The 15,161-nt window shown below is 57.5% G+C and carries 15 protein-coding genes and 1 pseudogene; 9 read left to right on the forward strand and 7 right to left on the reverse strand.

Going from position 1 to position 15,161, the window contains the following annotated elements; genetic code table 11:
• Positions 1-86: 86 nt before the first annotated feature.
• Positions 87-845: a hypothetical protein gene (locus BFL40_RS31675; protein WP_083374597.1), complete on the forward strand. Its 759-nt coding sequence runs from the start codon at positions 87-89 to the stop codon at positions 843-845.
• Between the two features lie 118 nt (positions 846-963).
• Positions 964-1,776: an alpha/beta fold hydrolase gene (locus BFL40_RS31680; protein ID WP_071487640.1), complete on the forward strand. Its 813-nt coding sequence runs from the start codon at positions 964-966 to the stop codon at positions 1,774-1,776.
• 39 nt (positions 1,777-1,815) lie between these two features.
• On the opposite strand, the gene BFL40_RS34690 is transcribed toward BFL40_RS31680, so the two are convergent.
• From BFL40_RS34690 to BFL40_RS31695, 4 genes and pseudogenes are all read right to left on the reverse strand, one after another.
• A complete protein-coding gene (locus tag BFL40_RS34690; RefSeq protein ID WP_439896730.1) occupies positions 1,816-2,697 on the reverse strand; it encodes a methyl-accepting chemotaxis protein in 882 nt (293 codons plus the stop codon).
• A pseudogene (locus BFL40_RS34695) lies at positions 2,674-3,783 on the reverse strand (HAMP domain-containing protein); the annotation flags it as partial. The pseudogene BFL40_RS34695 and the gene BFL40_RS34690, both read right to left, overlap by 24 nt.
• Before the next feature lie 114 nt (positions 3,784-3,897).
• On the reverse strand, positions 3,898-5,310 hold the full coding sequence (locus BFL40_RS31690) for an aminotransferase-like domain-containing protein (RefSeq protein WP_071487642.1): 1,413 nt from the start codon (positions 5,308-5,310) through the stop codon (positions 3,898-3,900).
• A 203-nt stretch (positions 5,311-5,513) separates the two neighbouring features.
• On the reverse strand, positions 5,514-6,275 hold the full coding sequence (locus BFL40_RS31695) for an SDR family oxidoreductase (RefSeq protein ID WP_071487643.1): 762 nt from the start codon (positions 6,273-6,275) through the stop codon (positions 5,514-5,516).
• 228 nt (positions 6,276-6,503) lie between these two features.
• On the opposite strand from BFL40_RS31695, the gene BFL40_RS31700 reads away from it, so the two are divergent.
• Entirely contained in the window at positions 6,504-7,511 is a 1,008-nt protein-coding gene (locus BFL40_RS31700) for an NADP-dependent oxidoreductase (protein ID WP_071487644.1), read from the forward strand.
• 311 nt (positions 7,512-7,822) lie between these two features.
• Here BFL40_RS31700 and BFL40_RS31705 read toward each other — a convergent pair whose 3' ends face one another.
• Entirely contained in the window at positions 7,823-8,638 is an 816-nt protein-coding gene (locus tag BFL40_RS31705; RefSeq protein WP_071487645.1) for an SDR family oxidoreductase, read from the reverse strand.
• 329 nt (positions 8,639-8,967) lie between these two features.
• Between BFL40_RS31705 and BFL40_RS31710 the strand changes: the two genes are divergently transcribed.
• Entirely contained in the window at positions 8,968-9,120 is a 153-nt protein-coding gene (locus BFL40_RS31710; protein WP_010567450.1) for a DUF3309 family protein, read from the forward strand.
• 53 nt (positions 9,121-9,173) lie between these two features.
• Here BFL40_RS31710 and BFL40_RS31715 read toward each other — a convergent pair whose 3' ends face one another.
• Both BFL40_RS31715 and BFL40_RS31720 read right to left on the reverse strand, forming a co-directional pair.
• Positions 9,174-11,264 (reverse strand): LTA synthase family protein, encoded by a 2,091-nt coding sequence (locus BFL40_RS31715; RefSeq protein WP_071487646.1) that lies wholly within the window; start codon positions 11,262-11,264, stop codon positions 9,174-9,176.
• Positions 11,265-11,426: 162 nt separating this feature from the next.
• Positions 11,427-11,618: a hypothetical protein gene (locus tag BFL40_RS31720; protein ID WP_071487647.1), complete on the reverse strand. Its 192-nt coding sequence runs from the start codon at positions 11,616-11,618 to the stop codon at positions 11,427-11,429.
• Positions 11,619-11,984: 366 nt separating this feature from the next.
• Here BFL40_RS31720 and BFL40_RS34180 point away from each other — a divergent pair, with 366 nt between their 5' ends.
• The 5 genes from BFL40_RS34180 (at position 11,985) to BFL40_RS31740 (ending at position 15,160) form a co-directional block, all read left to right on the forward strand.
• Positions 11,985-12,161 carry a hypothetical protein gene (locus BFL40_RS34180; protein WP_156382953.1) on the forward strand — a complete coding sequence of 59 codons (177 nt, stop codon included), beginning with the start codon at positions 11,985-11,987 and terminating at the stop codon, positions 12,159-12,161.
• A gap of 78 nt (positions 12,162-12,239) precedes the next feature.
• On the forward strand, positions 12,240-13,457 hold the full coding sequence (locus BFL40_RS31725; protein ID WP_071487648.1) for a YcaO-like family protein: 1,218 nt from the start codon (positions 12,240-12,242) through the stop codon (positions 13,455-13,457).
• Positions 13,438-14,139 (forward strand): TfuA-like protein, encoded by a 702-nt coding sequence (locus tag BFL40_RS31730; protein ID WP_083374596.1) that lies wholly within the window; start codon positions 13,438-13,440, stop codon positions 14,137-14,139. The genes BFL40_RS31725 and BFL40_RS31730 overlap by 20 nt, the downstream gene beginning before the upstream one ends.
• A gap of 112 nt (positions 14,140-14,251) precedes the next feature.
• A complete protein-coding gene (locus tag BFL40_RS31735; protein WP_139213533.1) occupies positions 14,252-14,884 on the forward strand; it encodes a hypothetical protein in 633 nt (210 codons plus the stop codon).
• Between the two features lie 3 nt (positions 14,885-14,887).
• Positions 14,888-15,160, forward strand: coding sequence for a MoaD/ThiS family protein (locus BFL40_RS31740; protein WP_071487651.1), 273 nt, complete (start codon positions 14,888-14,890; stop codon positions 15,158-15,160).
• Position 15,161 lies beyond the last annotated feature (1 nt).

The raw sequence follows: 15,161 nt of genomic DNA on the forward strand, positions 1-15,161 counted from the left end.
TGGTCGAACAGTCCTATCCGCCGGATGGCCCAGTCACTACACTCCACAGCAAACCCTATAAAGAGGTCGCACCGGTGACACCACTCATGATCACCCTGCTGGTAATTGCCGGGATCGTAATACTGATCGCCATTGGCTACATGAACCACGTGGTGGAAAACAACAAGCTGGAAAAGAAACGCACCGAGATCGAGCTTAATGATCGGCTGCGTCGTTGCGGTGAAATCACCGAGACGTTCCCTGGCCAGTTGATGACCCCGACGCTCAAACTGTTACTGACCCGCCTGGAGCTCAACGTCAACCAGCGTCTGTTGAACCTCAACAAGTCCAGTGCACCGATCAAGGCGCGCATCACTGAGTTGAATACGTTGATTGCCCAGGGCGAATCAATTCCTGTGACCAACCCTCCTGCGCCGATCCAGACCGAAGCCAAGGCCAAGGATGTGCGTTTCCTGCTGGAAGCCCTGCACGGCCAAGTCACCCGCGCCGCCCAGGATGGTTTCCTGCCGACCAACGAGGCCAAGCACTGGATCAAGGAAATTCGCCATATCCTGGTGCTGCTGCATATCGAGTTTTTCAACAATCTCGGCCAGCACGCCCTGCAACAAGGCCAACCCGGCCAGGCACGCCTGGCTTTCGAGCGCGGCGTACAGTATTTGCGCAAGCAGCCGGAGCCGGTGATCTACAGCGCGCAGTTGCAGTTACTGGAGAAACAACTGGCCCGCGCCAACTCTACGGTACTGACCAACAGCAAGCCGGCTGAGGACGAGGTCAACGAACTGACCGAAGGCCTGAAAGTGGTGGACACCGACGCAGATTGGAAAAAGAAAGCCATCTACGACTGATCAGCTCTTTCCCCCCATGTGGCGAGCGACTCGCCACATGCCATCAATTTGCACCTATCCCCCCGCCCCCGACTAGCGTAAAAAAGTGCCCCTCACTCCGTGAAGTTAGAGGCCTGCTATGCCTGTTGCCGTGATTGATGGACAACCGCTGCACTACGTCGACCAGGGCAACGGCCCGGTCGTCCTGCTGGGTTCAAGTTACCTGTGGGACCGCGACATGTGGGCCCCACAAATTGAAGCCCTGTCGCAACAGTACCGCGTGATCGTCCCCGAGCTGTGGGGCCATGGCGAGTCGGGCCCGCTGCCGGTACACACCCAATCCCTGGACGATATGGCACGCCAAACCCTGGCCCTGCTGGATCAGTTGGACATTGCCCAAATCAACTTGGTAGGCCTGTCGGTCGGCGGCATGTGGGGGGCACGCCTGGCGTTATTGGCACCTGGACGCATCAACAGCCTGGTGCTGATGGACACTTACCTCGGCGCCGAGCCCGAGGCTACGCGACAGTACTACTTCTCGCTGTTCAAGATGATCGAAGACGCCGGCGCTATTCCTGAGCAACTGCTGGATGTGATCGCACCGATCTTCTTCCGCCCGGAAATCGATCGCGAATCGGCGCTGTATCAGGATTTCCGCAAGGCACTGCTGGGCTTTTCCAAGGAACGCCTGCTGCACAGCATCGTGCCCCTGGGCAGGTTGATCTTCAGTCGCGCTGACATACTGGATCAACTGCCACGCCTGGACGCTGACACCACCCTGGTGCTGTGCGGCGAGCAGGACAAACCTCGGCCGCCCGCTGAGTCCCGGGAAATGGCCGAACTGATCGGCTGCAGCCTGATCCTGATTCCGGACGCGGGGCACATCTCCAGCCGGGAAAACCCGGACTTCGTCAATGAAGCGCTGCTGACCTTCCTCGCCAACAACGCCTGATCGCTCCCCCGCCCTTTGATCGCTGCCTGCACGCTGCGATCAAAGGCGAAAGTGCCCCACCATGCCCTTGAGCTCCGCCCCCAACTGCGCCAACTGGATGCTCGACGCCGCGTTGCCCTGCATGCTCAACGCCGACTGATCGGCGCTCGCACGAATGCTGGTGACGCTGCGGTTGATCTCTTCAGCCACCGAACTTTGCTCCTCGGCCGCCGCGGCAATCTGCTGGTTCATCTGCTGGATCAATGACACGGCGGCCGCGATGCTACCCAAGGCACTTTCGGTTTCCAGGGCATCGCTGACCGCCAATTTCACCAACTCGCCGCTCTGCTGAATCTGCTGCACCGACGACTGCGCCGCGTTGCGCAAGGTACTGACCAGGCGTTCGATTTCCTCGGTCGATTGCTGGGTGCGCTTGGCCAACGCACGCACTTCATCAGCCACCACCGCAAAGCCACGGCCTTGCTCGCCTGCGCGGGCCGCTTCGATGGCAGCGTTGAGCGCAAGCAAGTTGGTTTGTTCCGCCACGCTTTTGATCACGCTCAACACGGTGCCAATGTTCTGGATTTCCGCACTCAGGCTTTCGATGCTGGCGCTGGCATTAGTGCTGGAAGTCGCGAGCAATTCAATGCGTTGCAGGCTCTGGCGCACCACCTGCTGGCCGCTGTCGACCTTGTCATCAGCGGTTTGCGCGGCTTGCGCGGCTTCTTCGGCGTTGCGCGCCACGTCATGCACCGTGGCAGTCATTTGGTTCATCGCCGTAGCGACTTGCTCGGTCTCTTCCTTCTGGCTGCTGACTTCAACGTTGGTCTGTTCAGTGACACTGGACAGTGAGTGCGCCGAACTGGCCAATTGCTCGATTCCCGCCTGCAGCCCGCTGACCATCTGGCTCAAGCCGTTGCCCATCTGCTGCATCGCCTGCATCAACTGGCCGATCTCATCCCGACGGCTGATCTCCATCCGCCCGCTCAAATCACCGGAGGCAATTTGCTGAGCCACTGCGATCACGCTGCGCAGTGGTGCAACGATCAGGCGGGTAATCACCCACGCTGCGATCAACCCCACCAACAGGGCCAAGGCTGACGAGCCCATTATCAGCACCGCGTTTTTCTTCAATTGCGCCTGCATCGACTGGTCTTCGGCGTCATAGGCCTGATTGACCCGGCTGACGACCTGATCGGCCCGATCATGCAGTTGCTTGTAGACGACTTTTTCCTGGGCCAGCAGCCCGGTGTATTCGCCGAGTTTTTCGCTGAATGCAGCGATATGACCGGACACTTCGTTGAGTACCGTTTGATAACCCGCATCCTTGACCGACGTTTTCAATTGCTCGACTTGAGCCAGCGCCTGGTCTGCCTGCTCGATTTTGCCCTGCTCGGCGTTGTCTGCATCGGCCTTACGGCTCTGATCCAGACGCACCCGTGCTTCGTTCATGGCTTGCAACATCAACCGTGAAACCTGACTGACCTGCCCCGCCTGCTCGATAAACTCCGCGCCGTCCTTGCCCTGGCTTTCCTTGAGGCCATAGGCGCCATCGTCAGCCAGACCGGCTTGTAACACGTCGAGATTATTCGCCACGCTGGACACCGACCAACTGGCCATTTCCAGGGCCAGGTCCTTGGTTTGGGTCAACTCGACAAACTCGTCGAACGCCTTGCGATAAGCGGCCAACGCCTGTTCGACATCGGCCATCACCGGCACATTGACGGCGGATTGGGCTTTGAGGCTGGCTGCCAGGGCCGCCAAGGCATCAACACTCTCATGCAGGGCATCGACAGATTTGGGGTCGGCGTGCAACGCGTAGTCCTGCTCGATCAAGCGCACCTTGAGCAAGCCGCTGTTAAGCGAAGACATCAACTTGAGGCCTTCGAAACGCTGGCCAACGGTTTGCAGGGACCACACGCCAATGGCCGCCACCAAGGCAGTCAGCAGCAGTACCAGAGTGAAGCCCAAGCCCAGTTTTTTCGCCATACCGAGGTTGGCGAAACGTCGTTGCACGGCCGAAATCATTGCACTTGAATCCTCTTGCAATGGCAGATGCCATCAAGCCTGGTTTCCATACAACGAGATTCGCAACGACGAGCGACTGACACAAGACGTTGACGCCACAATAATGGCAAAAAGCTACATGTTCGTCGTTTTCAGAATGGTTGAGGTCGATCTGGCTGGCCCCATGGCGTGGAACAGCGCCAGTGCTCGCTGATCAGCAGCATAGGCCACATTGATGCGCTGCCAATCACTGTGTTCACCCTTTGGGTTGAACAGCGCGCCCGGCGACAACAACACGCAGAGTCGTCGAGCACATGCCTGCAACTGTGAACGGTCGCCCACACCAGGCCGCGCCCATACAAACATGCCCCCGGCAGGCACGGCAAACACCTCCCACTCCTCATCTTCCAGCACTTGCAGAGTAGAGGCCATTTGCGCGTTCAATCGCTTGCGAAGGCGCTGCACCCACTTACGGTAGGTGCCATTAGCCAGCAACATAGCGACCACCGCCTCAGCAAACCGCGAAGTACCGATGCCCGTCAGCGTCTTGAGACTGGCCATTTGCGCGATGATGGCTACGCTGGCGCTGAGATAGCCCACCCGCAAGGCACTGCTGAGGGTCTTGGAAAAACTCGAGACGTAGATCACCCGATCATCATGGGGCAGCGCCGACAGTCGCGTGCAACTGACGTGTTGCAAGTCACCGTAGACGTCCTCTTCAACGATCAGGAAGTCTTCGCTGCGCGCCAGTTGCAGCAGACGCTCGGCCACCGCGCGGCACAGGCTGGTGCCGGTGGGGTTGTGGTACAGGCTGTTGATGAACAGGCACTTGGGCCGATGGCTTTGCAGCAGCGCCTCCAGCACCGGAATATCCGGGCCACCCAACGTGCGCGGCACCTCCAGCAGCTTGACGCCGTGGCACTCCAACTGACGGTAGAGGTTGGCATACCCTGGAGTCTCGACCACCACTGTATCGCCGGCCTTGAGCAGCGTGCGTATCAACAGGTCCTGTGCGTGGCTGGCGCCATGGGTGGTGAGGATACGATCGAGGCTGGTGACCACCTTCATCTGGGTCAGCCGCTTGAGCAGTTGCTCACGCAACGCCGGTAACCCTAACGGCGTGCTGTAGTTGAATAGACCGGCGGTGTCGGTACGGCTGACTTCGCGTATCGCGTAACAGATGTCATCACTTTCGCGCCAAGCGTCCGGCAACCAGCCGCAACCCAGCTTCAACTCGCCCAATGGGCTATCGATATAGACGCCCCAGCCCTGCTCCGCACCTTCATACCAGTGACTTTCATGGGAGACCGGTGGCTGAGCCACCACAAATCCCGAGCCTTGTTTTGACGCCAACAAGCCCTGGGCCACCATTCGCTCAAATGCCTCGATCACGCTGGACTGACTGAGCAGGTTGTCGAGGGCCAATTGACGGATGGATGGCAAGCGCGTGCCTGGGCTCGCCCCGCTCTTGCGAATCCATTGCGCCACCGCGCTGACGATTTGCTGCACCACCGGTACAAGGGCCTGTCGATCGATCCCTAAATCCATGAGCCACTCACTTCAACTGTCTGTTATTCAACCCGAAACAGTTAAGCACAGAAGCCCTGCACAGCCAGCCATCAACATTTATTAAAGTATTGATTTTATTGACTTATTTACCTGTTGATACACATTCAAACGAGGCCTTGTGCCAGCCATGGAAACGCCCCACAGTCTCCCTAACCTTTTCGAATAGAGAGCGGCGTGGAGTCCTAGATAGCCGTTGCGCCACCGTCCACCGCCAGCGCCTGGCCCGTGGTGAAAGCTGCTCCGTCGCTGCACAGGTACAACACCGCACTGGCGATTTCCTCGACTTTGCCAATACGCCCGACCGGGTGCATGGCGGCGGCGAACTCAGCTTTGCGCGGGTCGGCCTCGTAAGCACGACGGAACATATCGGTGTCGATCACCGCTGGACACACCGCGTTGACACGGATTTTCTTCTTCGCGTACTCAATGGCTGCCGACTTGGTCAGGCCGATCACGGCGTGCTTGGATGCAGCATAGATACTCATCTTGGGCGCCGCCCCCAACCCCGCTACCGACGCGGTGTTGACGATCGCCCCGCCACCCTGGGCCAGCAGCAGCGGTAGTTGGTGCTTCATGCACAGCCACACACCCTTAACGTTAACGCCCATGATGGCGTCGAACTCATCCAGGTTACCGTCGGCCAGCTTACCCTTCTCGATCTCAATCCCGGCGTTGTTGAAGGCATAGTCCAGGCGACCATAGGCGGCAACGGTCTGTGCCATCAATTGCTGCACATCGGCTTCCAGCGTAACGTTGCAACGCACAAACAGCGCCTCACCACCGGCTTGCTGGATCAGTGCAACGGTGCCCTCACCGCCTGCCACGTCCAGGTCGGCGACCACGACTTTCAAGCCTTCTGCGGCGAACGCCAGCGCGGTGGCGCGGCCAATACCAGCAGCGGCGCCGGTCACCAGGGCGACCTTGCCGGAAAACGTCATGCTCATAGGGATGTCCTTTGGGAGAAATAGCCGTGGGTCGAGTCTAGCCAACGCGGCGACGGGGACGTCAGCACTATCAGAAGGCCGGTTGGCGCTGCATGGATCACAGTGATAAGGCCACCAACCTGACTATCAGTGAAGCCTATCGGTGGGCATTCGCACCTCTCGGTGAACCTTGCTCCCGAGCCGTTCTGGGTCTATCAATCAAGGTTCATTTCTAAAAGAGTCCCTACCATGACCGCCCAGACCAACCGCCAATTCCTGCTCGCCAAACGCCCGGTCGGCGCTGCCACGCGGGAAACCTTCACCTATCAAGAAGTCCCGGTGGGCACCCCTCAGGACGGGCAAGTGCTGGTGCACAACGAATACCTGTCCCTCGACCCGGCGATGCGTGGCTGGATGAACGAGGGCAAGTCCTACATTCCGCCCGTCGGCATCGGTGAAGTGATGCGGGCGCTGGGCGTGGGTAAGGTGATCGCGTCGAACACGCCTAAATTTGCTGTCGGGGACTACGTGAATGGCGCCTTGGGCGTGCAGGATTACTTTCTCGGCGAGCCGCGCGGTTTCTACAAAGTCGATCCGAAACTCGCACCACTGCCCCGCTACCTGTCAGCTCTAGGCATGACCGGCATGACCGCCTACTTCGCCCTGCTGGACACCGGCGCCCCCAAAGCCGGCGAAACCGTGGTGATTTCAGGCGCCGCCGGTGCGGTGGGCAGCATTGCCGGACAAATTGCCAAGCTCAAAGGCTGCCGTGTGGTGGGCATTGCCGGTGGAGCCGACAAATGCAAATTCCTGGTGGAGGAACTGGGCTTTGACGCAGCCATCGACTACAAAAACGAAGATGTACCCGCTGCGCTCAAGCGCGAGTGTCCCAAAGGCGTGGATGTGTATTTCGATAACGTCGGCGGTGACATCCTCGACGCAGTGCTAACCCGCCTGGCGTTGAAGGCGCGAGTGGTGATCTGCGGCGCTATCAGCCAATACAACAACAAGGAAGCGGTGAAAGGCCCGGCCAACTATTTATCGTTGCTGGTCAATCGCGCGCGTATGGAAGGGTTTGTGGTGATGGACCATGCGGCGAACTTTGCCGCCGCCGGGCAGGAGATGGCTGGCTGGATGGCACAGGGTAAGCTCAAGAGCAAGGAAGATATTGTGGAGGGGCTGGAGACGTTCCCGGAGACGCTGATGAAGCTGTTCAATGGTGAGAACTTTGGGAAATTGGTGTTGAAGGTCGACTGATACACCATAAAAATCACTGTGGCTGCGATCAATGTGCGTATGTGGCTTGCCGGCGATAGCCATAGTGAGTGCATATCCGTTGCTGCGGTCACGGCCGCGTATGGTTCCGCCCTTTCAAGGTCTTTGAAAAACTGGCCATATCTGGCTGATACCAACCAGTTAAGGGCGAGCACTGTCCCTGTAGCGAGCGGGCTTGTCGGGTCGCCACAGGTTACTTATTGCCTGTTCTATCTAAAGACCTTGAAAGGGCTGGCCGTAAGAGCGGAACCAGTAGAGGCCGTTACCCAAACAACGGATACACACACACCCACTCAACCCTTAACAGCCTGCGCCTTAGCCCGCATCTTATCCGCCATAGAAGCCATCTCGTCATACAACAACTGCGGATTTTTCTGTTTCAACGCCCACGCCATCCGCCCCTGCTCATGGGGCAAAATCATGAATTCCCCTTCAGCCACCCGCTGATAAATATAGTCGGCAATATCAGCCGCCGAAATCGGCGAGCTCTCAAGCAACTTACCCACCTGCGCCTTCATCGCCGGCGTCGGACCACGAAACGAATCCAACAAGTTGGTCTGGAAAAACGACGGGCACACTACATGTACACCCACTTCCTGCTGCTTAAGCTCCACCAGCAAACTTTCCGACAGCGCCACCACCCCCGCCTTGGCCACGTTGTAATTACTCATGGCTGGCCCCTGCATCAGCGCCGCCATCGAAGCGATGTTGATGATCCGACCCTTGCTCTTCTCCAGCAGCGGCAGGAAAGCCTTGCAGCCCTTGACCACGCCCATCAAGTTAATCGCGATCTGCCAATCCCAGTCTTCCAGGGACAACTCGGCGAAGAAACCACCCGAGGCCACGCCGGCGTTGTTGACGATCACATCAATACCGCCAAGCTTCACTTCACACGCCTGGGCAAAGGCGGTGAGCTGGCTGTAGTCGCGCACGTCACAGCGCTGGATAAACCCATCGCCACCAACCTCGCGCACCAGCTTGAGAGTTTCCTGCAAGCCCGGCTCGCTCACGTCCGACAAGGCCAACTGCCAACCCTCACGGGCCCAGCGCAGAGCGATTTCACGACCCAGGCCGGACCCGGCGCCAGTGATCATCATGCGATTTTGCATAGGAAAGCTGCCTTGTGGTTCTCAGAAGAAGTGATCGGCAGTGTAGCGAAGGTTTTTCCGGCACCCACGCACCATCCAGTTGATGAATGCCTCGGGCAAACCTGCGGCCGGGTACGAGGGCAACGAATAGCGTAAGTTCAATCTTTTTCAACTAAAGCGTTAGAGACGCGAGCACACCAAAAGAAATAAGCATGTTTGCGAAACGCTTTAAAAAAACAGGGAATTATCGACTTGTCACCGCAGTCGGATTTATTAAGGCGTCGGTATTTAACTCATCGGGCCTATCGTTAAATAACCGGTCTTTGTAGAAGGCCTATAAGGAAAAAACCATGAGCCTCATTCTGATCATTATCTTGATCCTCCTGCTGGTTGGCGGCCTGCCAGTGTTCCCGCACTCACGTAGCTGGGGTTATGGCCCGTCGGGTATTCTGGGAGTTGTACTGGTCGTCCTGCTGGTGCTGTTGTTGCTTGGCCGAATATAAAATCCAGACAAAAAAAGAGGCCTCTCAGAGGCCTCTTTTTTATTGCCGGTTAATTAGTCCGGCTTACCGTCAACCACACCCGCGGTGTTATCCAGCAGGCTCTTGGTCGCCGTCTGCAGGAACGACTCGAGCTTCTGCTTCAGCGCAGCTTCGTCAGATGACTCAGGAATCACTTTACCGGTCGGCTCGGCACCCAGCTCGTAATCCCACAGCTTCGGTGGCATGTCCTTCGGCAGTACCAGAATGCGGTCTGCGGTGACCAAGGCTACAGTCTGGTCGCTGCCCGACGGCTTGATCACACCAAAACCCTTGTCGCCTTCAGGCAGGTTCAGCAGGTCGCGGCCCCAGCACTGGTGCAAGGTGTCGCCACCCAGGCGGCCCATGATGGTCGGCACGATGTCGATCTGGGTGCCCACGGTGTGGTCACGTTCGCCGAACTTCTCCTGCATGCCCGGTGCAATCATCAGCATCGGCACGTTGAAGCGGCCCAAATCCATCTCGGTGATCTGCTGTTCGTTACCAAAACCATGGTCGCCCACGATCACAAACAGGGTTTCCTTGAAGTACGGCTCCTTGCGGGCCTTTTCAAAGAACTGGCCCAAGGCCCAGTCGGAGTAGCGCATGGCCGTCAAATGCTCGTTGAGACTGCCACGGTCGGTGACTTGCTCAACCGGCAATGGCGTCGGCAACGCGTACGGCGTGTGGTTGGACAGGGTTTGCAGCAGTGCGTAGAACGGCTTGCCGCCTTCGCGAGCCTTCAACTCTTCCAGGCCACGGTTGAACATGTCCTGGTCGGACACGCCCCACGTCGGGTCGGAGAACACCGGGTTGACGAAGTCATTACGCCCGATGAAATTGGTCATGCCCTGGTTGCTGAAGAAGCCCGACTGGTTGTCCCAGGCGAAGTCGCCGTTGTAGACGTACACGTCGTCAAACTTACGCGCGCTGAGCAACTGCGGCAGGCCCGACAGCTTGTGGCTGCCTTCCGGGGTCTGCATCAGGTATTCAAAGCCCGGCAGGTTCGGGAAGCACGCCATGGTGGCGAACATACCCTGGTGGGTATGGGTGCCATTGGAGAAGAAGCGATCGAACAGCAGGCCTTCCTTGGACAATTTGTCGAAGTACGGCGTGATGTTGCCCGGGCGGCCCAATGCGCCCACCGAGTGACCGGCGAAGCTCTCCATCAGGATCACCACGACGTTCTTGATCGGTAGCGTCTTCTCGGCCGGTGGCGTGTAGTCACGGCGCACGGCGGCGGTGTCGGTATCCACCAGCTTCTCGGAGGAAGGCAATACCAACATGTCACGCACGGTCTGGGTGGCCAGCTTTTGGTCCAGGGTGGCTTTCCAGATGTTGGAACGCTCTTCGGAGAAGCGTGATTTGGCCGCCGCGATCAGCGACAAGGTGCCATTGAGGCCCAACTGGTTGGCGAAGTTCGATTCGGTCGTGTAGACATCACCCCAACGCAGCGGCGGCCCCTGGCGCAGGGTGCCACGGATGGCGACCACGGCGATCAACAGGCAGACTACAAACACCGCAATGCGCGTGTACCACGGCGCTACCTGGCGCGTACCAATGCTGCCGCCGCTGAACGGGCCGCGTGGGCGCGTTGCGCGGTCGGCGCCCTTGAAAGCGATGCTCAGAATCAACGTACCCACGGCCCAGGCCAGCAGGTAGCGCACCACCGGGAAACCGTACCAGAGCATGCTCATAACGGTTTTCGGGTCTTCCTTCACATACTGGAAAACCAGGCCATTAAGGCGCTGGTGGAATTCGCGGTAGAAGTCCATCTCCATCAGGCCCAGGAACAGGGCAATGCTGGACGCGACGGTCAGCCACAAACGGAAGAACCCACGTGCCGCCATGGCCCGAACGCTGAACAATGCCAGCAGCAGCGGGATCAGCACGTACATCACCAGACGGATGTCCAGGCGCAGGCCGTTGGCGAACGCTTCCAGGAAGGTCGAAGCCGGCGTGTCGAGGATCATCTCGCGGTTGTAGACCAGCAGCGCCAGGCGCAGCAGGGAGAACATCACCATCATGACCAGTGCGCAGAGCAGCGTGTACGCCAGATGGGATTTGACGGTCGGTTGCAGCAGGCGATTAGAAGCTCGCTGCTGACTCAGGGCGTCCGGGTTTGCCATGTCGTTTCAGGACCCATTGGAAGTTTAAGTTGCGAAATAATGCAGTGGCGTCCGTCCCTCGCCCAGGCTGGCTGGGGTAGGCGGTTAACGCGGTGGCGCAAATGGTGCCCGATCAAGGCCGGCAAGGCTATAAATTACTGAATATACAACGTTGCCAAGCCTTTAATGGCCCAGAGATAGAGCCTTGGCAGGCGTATAAAGCCCGCGAATTGTCTTGGTTGGAATGTGAAAATTCTGTGCAGCGAATATTTCGATACACAAAATACAAATGGCCTGGCCATTCTGTGGCAACGCAGTTGCAAACATTTTACCGGCACGAATGGCGCGCTGTAGCCGCCACTGTTTTGCCATCATCTTTGCAGTTCTTTCCCGTGAATGGTACCAGCAGCCCTGCCCAAAGAAGCCGTCCCCGTTATGGGGGTCATGGAACCGGCTGAGCCTTGAGCAAACAACCAAGTTCGAACCCCACTCAAGACAACGCCTCCTTGTTCAGAACGACGGAGCAAACCTGCTACTGCATTAGACTTCGGCTACTTTTCGCATGGAATGCAGATGCAGTTACCAGCCAATATTCCAAGTAATTTCCCAGCCTATCCACCCAACTAAAGGCCGAGTTAAAACTCAGCATATTGCCTTGACATGCACTTCCTCAGCTGCAAGTTTGATAGCCGTTGCGCAACACACACCCTCAAACGCAATGCTATGGATAGGAAAAACAAAATGGACGCTCTCGTTAACAATGCAACCTTCGAGCTGGAACTGGATTCGGAAACAGCGGAGAAGTTCTCCGTTATTCTGAACGATGAAAGTCTGATGCACGCCGGTTTTGTGGCGCATCAGTCGAACAACAACGTGTTGACGTTGGCCTTGGCTGAAGAAGTAAAAATCGCAGCCTGAAAAAACGGGAGGGAAGTGATTCCCTCCCGTTTTTTAGTGTGTGCTTGTTTACCTTTCATCACGCCAAGGTGCCAACTTATGCAAAGGCTTAGTTCGAGCCTTCGTCGTCGCAGTGCCGAAGAAACATTAAAAATTATCGTCAATGATATCGCCCCACGCTTGGGCATTACCCGAGTAACAGACACTACCTGGCTGGACCGGATCGGTATTCCCGTATTTGCCAGTATTCGACCCGCGGCACTCAAAGGCTCGCTGTGCGTCAATGCAGGTAAGGGCCTGCGGCCGGCAGAAGCCAAGATAGGCGCGTACATGGAGGCTATCGAATTCAGCCTTGCGCAATACAATACCGCCCAACTGAAGCTGTTAGAGACCACGCCAAGGCAACTGATCGAAAGCCATGAGGGCCGAATAGCGTTCAATCAGTTCTGCATGCTGTATGGCTTCTCTGCCAATGCCGACTCGCTCATCATGGCCATCGAAGTCGAAGATGTATTGCGCCAGCAAAATGTCCTTGCCCCCGCCGAACTGGTGTTCATTCCCTACCCCGAGAACCCCGGACAACAACTCTTCGGCGAAAGCTCCAGTGGCCTGGCCTCAGGCAATGACTTGGTGGAAGCCTCGGTGCACGCGGTGTGCGAACTGATGGAGCGCGATGTTCAAGCCTTCAATCACCTGCATGACCGTTCCTGCCTGGTCAATCTGGACCACTACAGCGCAGAGACCGACGCGCTGATCAGCAAAATCAATGACGCGGGCTTAAGCCTGTCGGTTCGCTACACCGAGAACTGTTTTGGCCTGGCCTACTTCCAGGCTTTCATCATGGAGGAGTCCCCCCAGGCCCCCATCTCTGTCGCTACTGGCTCAGGGCTGCATCCCATCAAGGAAATTGCCTTGATTCGTGCGATCTGCGAAGCGGCCCAAAGCCGTCTGAGTCACATCCACGGAGGCCGGGACGACATCATTGAGCGGGTCAAATACTTCGAGAAGAAGGGCCGTGCGGTCGAGCTCGAAGCCATCTCACGCCTGCGTACCGTGGCCACCGCCCGTGACCAGATGATCGATTACTCCGCCATCGACTGCCAGGAGGCCGCGATCCCCACCATCGAATCGGCCTGGGAGTTGCTCATCGGGCGGCTGCAGGGTATCGGGCTCAGTACCGTGCTGAGGGTTGTGCTCAGCAAGACCACAGACGACATCACGGTGGTCAGAATCATGATTCCGGGGCTTGAAGCCTTTGAACCCGGGTTGAAAAGGGTCGGTCCGAGGTTACTTACGTATGTCAAACAAAGCGCTTGAGCCATGCATGCTATTTGCAGGCCCTTCCCTGCAAGGCATCGACAGCCAATTACTGTGCAGTGACGACCTGGTGCTATGCCCGCCCGTCAAACGCGGCGATATCGAACGCCTGGTGGCGCAATCACCGCCTTCGAACCTCGCCATTGTCGATGGTGTGTTCCATGCACACCCTGCAGTCGGCCATGCCGAGATACTGGGGGCATTGGACGCGGGCTGGCGTATTTGGGGCTTGTCCTCCATGGGGGCCATTCGCGCGTGTGAAATGGATACGCTGGGAATGACTGGCTTTGGTGAGGTCTATCGACAATTCGCCAGCGACCCGGATATGTCCGATGACGAAGTGACCTTGGTGCATCAAGCACAGGAGCCTTATCTTTCGCTCAGTGAGCCTCTGATACATATCAGGCAGTTTTTAAGGCACTGGACGGCGGAACGAATCATCACGCCAGCACACGAACAACATACCCTGCACTACCTGAAAAACATGTGGTACGGACATCGCACACTCAGTTGTTTGAAAGAAGTCTTGATGACACTGCCTGTCGCGGAAAAAACCATAGACAGCACCCTGGCCAATTTTTCTGCCTATCGAATAAAAAGCCTGGACTTGATCGATTTTCTCAAACTGAAACCATGGACGAAGACGGTAAATCAGAATGTCGCCATCAGAGATACTGAGTGAAATAAATGGCTTGCCATTTGTAAACTCACACTTCAACAGCACGAAACTGTTAACCCTCGTCGCCGTCGTACGCAGAAATATCGCGGGCAGCGAGTTACCTTTAGCCACTTATTTGCAACCCGACTTTGCCACCGCCCTGTATCACCAGCACGTCGAAGGCGCACCTGAGTTTCCGCCCCATCAAGCGCTGAATAACGCCGAGCAGTTCATGTTGGCCGAAGCGAAGAGCAACCTTAAAGCCTTGCTCCCGCAATGGAGCAAACTATTCGACCTGCCGGTTAATATATATAAGTTGCTGACGCAACAAGTCAGCCTGACCAATCCCGTACTGCCACAACAAATGTTCCTGGGCGAAGCCGCGTTCACCAGCATGACGGACCTTGAAGAACTGCTCGTGCATGAGCTGTCGCATATCTGGTGCAGCATGATCGCCGAGATTTACGACTTTCAGCTCAAGGACAGCGCGAATAACTATGTCCTGCCATCGGGCACCGGCGGCAAGAACCCTCGGGGTGTCTTGCTGGCCTGCCTGTTCGCGGTCAGCGCCGTGAACTACCACAAGCGCCTGGTGGCCAGCGGCTCCGTGCGCGCACGCCCCGAGCGGCTGGATTTTCTGCACCAGTATTTCCTCCAGAGCCTGGCCACGCTCCAGGCATCAGCCGAGCTGTCAGAAATCGGCAAGCTGATCACCTCCAGGCTGGATACGTTCTCCAGTGAACTGACCACTGATACCGTTCAAGGATGACCCATGGCAGTCGTACACTTTCCCCGGCAATTCATGCCCTACACCGACCAGCATAAAACCCATGTCACTGAGGGTTTGTGTGTCAACGAGGTGCTGGGCAATCTGACCACGCGGTTTCCCGCCCTGATTGGCCCCGTCTTCTCTGAGGATCTTCACCCACTGCCGTTCGTGGGCTTGTTCGTCAACGGCATGCCGGTGATGAGTGAGCAGGACCGCGGCCGCCCCCTGGCCAGTGATGCGCAGTTGATTCTGATCAACGCCGTGGCAGGTGGCTGAC

This window comes from Pseudomonas costantinii (assembly GCF_001870435.1).
Taxonomy (GTDB): Bacteria; Pseudomonadota; Gammaproteobacteria; order Pseudomonadales; family Pseudomonadaceae; genus Aquipseudomonas; species Aquipseudomonas costantinii.